General features: G+C 72.5%; 3 protein-coding genes. All 3 read left to right on the top strand.

Annotated features, from left to right (window positions below):
* The first annotated feature begins 238 nt into the window (after window positions 1-238).
* The 3 genes from CCN56_RS40315 to CCN56_RS40305 all read left to right on the top strand — a co-directional run bounded on the left by CCN56_RS40315 (window position 239) and on the right by CCN56_RS40305 (window position 3447).
* On the top strand, window positions 239-1084 hold the full coding sequence (locus CCN56_RS40315; protein ID WP_041131514.1) for a GNAT family N-acetyltransferase: 846 nt from the start codon (window positions 239-241) through the stop codon (window positions 1082-1084).
* A 42-nt stretch (window positions 1085-1126) separates the two neighbouring features.
* A complete protein-coding gene (locus CCN56_RS40310) occupies window positions 1127-1672 on the top strand; it encodes a GNAT family N-acetyltransferase (RefSeq protein ID WP_086832511.1) in 546 nt (181 codons plus the stop codon).
* Window positions 1673-1743: 71 nt separating this feature from the next.
* Entirely contained in the window at window positions 1744-3447 is a 1704-nt protein-coding gene (locus CCN56_RS40305) for a proline--tRNA ligase (protein WP_086832510.1), read from the top strand.
* The last annotated feature ends 29 nt before the right edge of the window (window positions 3448-3476 follow it).

Here is a 3476-nt window from a genome sequence, read left to right as displayed (position 1 = left end):
CCCGGTGGAGGGGCTCGGCGCTTCCCGGCACGCCCGGCCCCCGCAGGGCCGGGCGATCCGCGCACGGGGCCCCAGGCTCGGCGAGCGACCCGGGCACGGGCCCCCAGGGCCGACGGGCGATCCCGGCACGGCCGGCCCCGTGGGCCCGGCTCCAGTGCCCTGGAAGTGAACCGAGCCCAAAGAACAGGCACGGGGGTACAGTGCGGAGACCAGCAGATCCGTACCGTGAGGCCCCCTCGTGCTGACAGAGACCACCACTCGGGTCCTCGAACCCGCCGACCTCGGCGCCGCACTCGCCGTCCTGGAGAGCGCCCCCGTCGAGAACGCCTTCGTGACCGCCCGCGTCCAGGTCGCAGGCCTCGACCCCTGGCGCCTCGGCGGCGAGATGTGGGGCTGGTACACCGAGGGCAGACTGCGCTCCCTCTGCTACTCCGGCGCCAACCTCGTCCCCATCTGCGCCACCCCCGAAGCCGTCCGCGCCTTCGCCGACCGGGCCCGCAGGATCGGCCGCCGCTGCTCCTCGATCGTCGGCCCCGCCGAGGCCACCGGCGAGCTGTGGCGGCTCCTGGAGCCCAGCTGGGGCCCCGCGAGGGACGTCCGCGCCCACCAGCCGCTGATGGTCGCCGAGGAGCCCTCCGCCACCGTCACGCCCGATCCGCTGGTGCGCCGCGTCCGCAAGGACGAGATGGAGGTGATCATGCCCGCCTGCGTGGCCATGTTCACCGAGGAGGTCGGCATCTCCCCGCTCGCCAACGACGGCGGACTGCTCTACCAGGCCCGCGTCGCCGAGCTCGTCGGCGCCGGCCGCTCCTTCGCCCGCATCGAGGACGGCAAGGTCGTCTTCAAGGCCGAGATCGGCGCCGCCACCCGCCAGGCCTGCCAGATCCAGGGCGTCTGGGTGGCCCCCGAGCACCGCGGCAAGGGCCTCTCCGAGACGGGCATGGCCGCCGTCCTCCGGTACGCCCTGGCCGACGTCGCCCCCGTCGTCAGCCTGTACGTCAACGACTTCAACACCCCGGCGAGGGCCGCGTACCGCCGCGTCGGCTTCCGCGAGACCGGTGCCTTCATGAGCGTGCTGTTCTGAACGTGCTGTCCGAGGGGGTCGGCCGCTTGTAGGGTGCGCCGCATGGATGACGCAGAGGTCGAGATCGGTCCGGTCAATCTCGCCGCCAGGGTGGACGAGGCCCTCGCCGTGCAGGCGGTCGCCTTCGGCCTGGACGCGGGCGAGGTCGCCGTACGCCGCCACATCGTGCTGCGCCACCTCCTCAGCCCCGGCGCCCGCGCCTACGGGGCCACCACGCCCGACGGGCGGCTCGTCGGCTTCGTGTACGGGATGCCCAACGACCGCACCCACTGGTGGTCCACCGTCGTCGAGACGTACCTGCGGGCCACCGGCACCGCCGACTGGCTCGACGGCTCCTTCGTCATCACCGAACTCCACGTCCACCCCGATTTCCAGGGCCGGGGCGTGGGCCGCGCGCTGATCACCACCATCACCGACGGCGCCGACGAGAAGCGCTCCATCCTCTCCGCGATCGACACCGACTCCCCGGCCCGCGGCCTCTACCGCTCCCTCGGCTACGTCGACCTCGCCCGCCAGGTCCACTTCCCGAGCGCCCCCCGCCCGTACGCCGTGATGGGCGCCCCCCTGCCGCTCAGGCGCCGGAACTGATTTCTCCTGCCAGGGGCGGCCCGGCTAACCTCGGGGCCATCACCGTCAGTCCCGGCAGGAGTACGAGAACCATGGCCAACGCACCGGTCCAGCGCATGTCCCAGTTGATGGCGAAGACGCTGCGCGACGACCCGGCGGACGCCGAGGTCCTCAGCCACAAGCTCCTCGTCCGCGCCGGCTACGTCCGCCGCACCGCCGCCGGCATCTGGAGCTGGCTGCCCCTCGGCAAGAAGGTCCTCTCCAACATCGAGCGGATCGTCCGCGAGGAGATGGACGCCATCGGCGCGCAGGAGGTGACCCTGCCCGCGCTGCTGCCCCGTGAGCCGTACGAGGCGACCGGCCGCTGGGACGAGTACGGCGCCGAGCTCTTCCGCCTCCAGGACCGCAAGGGCGGCGACTACCTCCTCGGCCCGACGCACGAGGAGATCTTCACGCTCCTGGTCAAGGACCAGTGCTCGTCCTACAAGGACCTGCCGGTGATCCTCTACCAGATCCAGAACAAGTTCCGCGACGAGGCCCGCCCCCGCGCCGGCATCCTGCGCGGCCGCGAGTTCCTCATGAAGGACTCGTACTCCTTCGACACGGAGGACGAGGGCCTCGCCCAGTCCTACGGCCTGCACCGCGCGGCCTACCAGCGGATCTTCGAGCGCCTCGGCCTCGACTACCGCATCGTCGCCGCCACCGCCGGCGCGATGGGCGGATCGAAGTCCGAGGAGTTCCTCGCCCCGGCCGAGGCCGGCGAGGACACCTTCGCCGACTGCCCGAACTGCGACTTCGCGGCGAACACCGAGGCGGTGTACCAGGCGGTGAAGCCGGTCGACGGCTCGGCCGTCCCGGCCGCCGAGGAGATCCCCACCCCCGACACCCCGACGATCGAGACCCTCGCGGCCTCCCTCGGCGTGCCGGCCTCCGCGACCCTCAAGAACCTCCTGGTGAAGGTCGACGGCGAGATCGTCGCCGTCGGCGTCCCCGGCGACCGCGAGGTCGACATGGACAAGGTCGAGGAGCACTTCGGCCCGACGGCCACGGTCGAGCTGGTGACGGAGGAGGACTTCGTGGTCCGCCCCGACCTGGTCCGCGGCTACGTCGGCCCGCAGGGCCTGGAGAAGGTCAAGTACCTCGCCGACCCGCGCGTGGCCCCCGGCACCTCCTGGATCACCGGCGCCAACAAGGACGGCATGCACGCGAAGAACGTCGTCGCGGGCCGTGACTTCGAGGTCGAGGAGTACGTCGACGTCGTCGTCGTCCAGGAGGGCGACCCGTGCCCCAAGTGCGGCACCGGCCTCAAGCTGGACCGCGCGATCGAGATCGGCCACATCTTCCAGCTCGGCCGCAAGTACGCGGACGCGCTCAAGCTCGACGTCCTCGGCCAGAACGGCAAGCCGGTCCGCGTGACCATGGGCTCGTACGGCATCGGCGTCTCGCGCGCGGTCGCGGCGCTGGCCGAGCAGACGGCCGACGAGAAGGGCCTGTGCTGGCCGGCGGAGGTCGCCCCGGCGGACGTCCACGTCGTCGCGGCGGGCAAGGCGCTCCAGACCGAGCTGGCCCTGGAGGTCTCGGAGAAGCTCTCCGCCGCCGGCCTCCGCGTCCTGGTCGACGACCGCGCGGGCGTCTCCCCGGGCGTCAAGTTCACCGACGCGGAGCTCATGGGCGTCCCGAAGATCCTCGTCGCGGGCCGCCGCTCGGGCGAGGGCGTGGTGGAGCTGAAGGACCGCCGCACGGGTGAGCGCGAGGAACTGACGGTCGACGAGGCCCTGGCCCGCCTGACGGCGTAACCCCACCGGGGCGGGCCAGGGCCTCGTCG

This window comes from Streptomyces sp. NRRL B-24572, assembly GCF_002156145.1.
Lineage (GTDB): Bacteria > Actinomycetota > Actinomycetes > Streptomycetales > Streptomycetaceae > Streptomyces > Streptomyces vietnamensis.
This window is presented reverse-complemented; position numbering and strand designations above follow the sequence as displayed.